This window comes from uncultured Clostridium sp. (assembly GCF_934754915.1).
Lineage (GTDB): Bacteria > Bacillota > Clostridia > Clostridiales > Clostridiaceae > Clostridium.
Genome location: NZ_CAKVKB010000248.1, coordinates 1 through 3,387 on the forward strand (window position 1 = coordinate 1; position 3,387 = coordinate 3,387).

3 protein-coding genes are annotated in these 3,387 nt (G+C 25.6%); all 3 read right to left on the reverse strand.

The window, feature by feature from the left end:
* Positions 1-1,031: motility associated factor glycosyltransferase family protein (locus tag Q0F58_RS18310; protein WP_294379328.1), on the reverse strand; the 1,031-nt coding region annotated here is incomplete at its 3' end.
* Between the two features lie 15 nt (positions 1,032-1,046).
* Complete coding sequence (locus tag Q0F58_RS18315; RefSeq protein WP_294379330.1) at positions 1,047-2,627, reverse strand: 3-hydroxy-3-methylglutaryl-CoA lyase; 1,581 nt, start codon at positions 2,625-2,627, stop codon at positions 1,047-1,049.
* Positions 2,628-2,655: 28 nt separating this feature from the next.
* Positions 2,656-3,387: 3-deoxy-manno-octulosonate cytidylyltransferase (kdsB, locus tag Q0F58_RS18320; protein ID WP_294379331.1), on the reverse strand; the 732-nt coding region annotated here is incomplete at its 5' end.

A 3,387-nucleotide genomic window follows, 5' to 3' on the forward strand; every position in this document is an offset into this window, starting at 1 on the left:
GTATAAGCCAAATCTTGACCTATGAATATAATAGGATTACAGCCAAGCATGATAGCATATTCTGCCATAGTATTTGATACTGTGCCTCCAGTATTAATGCGTTCTATTTTATGTTCACAAAGATTATCTACAAATTCATTATAAGTAAAAAATATTTTTTCACCCTTATGATTTGATACAACATCTTTATTAGTAGATTCACAAAAAAGCAATGGTTTATTTAAATTTTCTATATAATCCTTACATAAATCATAACACACTTTATGTGGATCTACTGCTGCCAATAAATCCAAAGATATTCCTTTATCTACTAATGTTCTTAATGTTCTAGTTCCAGTCATTATAATCATATTTCCATCTATATTTTTTAATAAATCTACATTTTTTTCTAACGATGGTCCTGCTGAAACAATAACTGCTGGTTTATTTTTATATTTATCTTTATACATATCTGCTGGAATACCGTCTGCCATATAAAATATATTATTTAACATGTTATTAAATTTCAATTCATTTTTAGATTTTTGTGTATTACTGTCTATTTTTAAACCTGCCATAAAACATCTTATATCTTGATATAATTGAGTCATATTTTGACTAAATATTTTATTATAATTAGCAAAACAATTTATTCTAACAAATTCAACATTAAATTCATCCACATCTTTCTTTAATATATTTTTTATATTTTCTAAAGATGTACAACTAACTATTATATTTCCGTCTTCTCTTATCCATTTAATACTTTTTATGTGATTTTCCATGTTTTGATTAGGTTCAAATACCACTATTTTATTATATATAAATTTTTTTCTTAATTCTTTTATATGTTCACCTGCTCCAAATCCGTATACCAATAATATACTTTTTTTCTCATCAACTTCAGTATATCCTTGTAAAAATTTATCGATATCCCTTCTCATATTATACTTACTACCAACATAAATATTTCTATTATTTATATTTATTCTTAAAATATCAAATCCATCTTTAGTTTTTTCTATTTGATAATTAAAATTTGCACAACTCATAAATTACCCCTTTTTTTATTTGTACTTACTCTCTGTAAGAAAATTTATTTTTATTTTCTTATTGTATTTTCCGATTTCTTCTTTTATTGATTTATTTATCTTCACGATATCTTTTCCACTTTTTATAAATTCTAACTCTTCTTTTAAATAATTCTCATTATTCAAATCATATCCATCAAATCCAGCAAGATATATTTCTTTAACAGATAAGCTTATTAATAATTTTATCAGCATTAATCCCGAATTATCTGCTACAACAAAATTTTCATTTAAAAGACTATTATAGTCTATAACAACATAACCTCCATTATCTGTTATTATGTTTGATGTTAGAATCACTAAATTAGTCTTTTCAAAATCATAAATATCAGTATTTTCAAATCTTTTTATATTGCTAAAAAACACAGCATTCACTTCTATTTCTTTAGGAATAAAGTTAACACTTATTACAAAAGCATGATTTTCATTGATGAATTTTTTTATTTCTTTTTTCCTATTTCTTAATGATCTTCCTGATGCAATTATGACTACTTTTTTATCTTTAATTTTATCTTCTATAATACTAAAATTCTCTTGTATTGTTTCAGTATTATGCTTTTGATGAGAAATATACAAATTTCTAATATACTGCTCATCATAAGTTGTCCTTTTTTCGCTAGAAATTTCAGTCAATATTTGATTAATACTCTGAACATCTAAAGTATTTTTATTTGACAGATATGCTGCATAATTAGGATGACATTTGTTTTTAGCAGAAAGATAATATGGTACACTATAACCCCAATAATTCAGCTTATAAATTGGATATAGTATATTATCAATTATCTGCAATATATATATAAGTTTATATTTAGCATCGAAATTTGAATTCATATATTCAATAAATAGTTCTGTATTTAAATTTCCAGCACCTCTTCCCATTCCTAATATGGTACTATCAATAATTATATCATTGCTATTAGAATTTTTTAATATGGCTTGTGCATTAGAAAATGATAGCTGTAAATTATTATGAGAATGGAATCCAATGGAAATATTTGATTTCAAATTATGCTCAAATAGCATAAAAATTCTCATAACATCATACTCATTCATAGATCCAAAACTATCTACTATATACAATGCATCTACTTCAATTTCATTAACTTCTTTTATAAGTTTTAAAAGCTCCATATCAGAATATTTAGGTATAACCATGGGCTGAACAAAAACCATGTATCCCTTTTCCTTTATTTTTCTGCAAATACTTAATGCTTCTGTCATATTTTCTTTATGAAAAGCAACTCTTATTCCATCTAATTTATTTTCAACATTTACAGGTATATTTTCAACATCATATCCTCCAAAATTCATCATAACTACGAATTTACTCTTATTCTTCATTTGAGGAATCAAATCATTAATATCCAATATTGAATTAAACAACGTTGAATCTTGTGAATTTTGATTTCTTTCTGTAAGATATCCAAGTTCTATAATATCTATGTTGGACAATATTAATGAATGGACAATTTCTCTTATATTTTTCCCACCAAATTTCCATTCATTAACATACCCCCCATCTCTTAATGTACAATCTAAAATACTCCGTCTCATATATTTTCAACCCCAGTCAAGAAATTTTTTATCTGTTATTTTCAGCTTCCATATATTTTTTTACTCTTTCTAAATCTTTAGGAGTATCAACAGCAATACTATTCGTTTCAACTTCTACATATTGAACTTTTATTCCATTTTCAATAAATCTTAATATTTCAATATCCTCGATTTTTTCAATTTTCCCTCTTGGTGTCCTTTTAAAAAATTTTAAAGCTTCGCGAGAAAAACCATATACACATACCTGTTTATAATAGCTATAATCAAGACTTCCTTTAGGATATGGTGATGCACTTCTTGTTAAAAAAATTCCTATATTTTCTCTATTTGTTATAACCTTTGGAATTGTACAGTTAACTACATCTACAGGATCCTTTATTTTAGTCATTAAATTTGATACCTCAATATTTTCTTTATTATTATAAAATGGCTCTATAGCTTTAACTATTGTTTCAGGTTCAATTAAGGGTTCATCTCCTTGAATATTTACATATAAATCTGCATCAATTTTTTCTGCTACTTCTGCTAATCTATCTGTTCCTGTTTTATGCAGTTCTGATGTCATAATTACATTCATACTATATTTTTTACATACCGATTCAATCCTCACATCATCTGTAGCTACATAAACTTTTTCAAAGTTATCTACTTTAATAACCTGATTGTATACCCAGTAAATCATTGGTTTGCCACAAATATCAGCTAGAGGTTTACCTTCAAATCTGCTTGACTTATATCTTGCTGGAATTATTCCTACTAT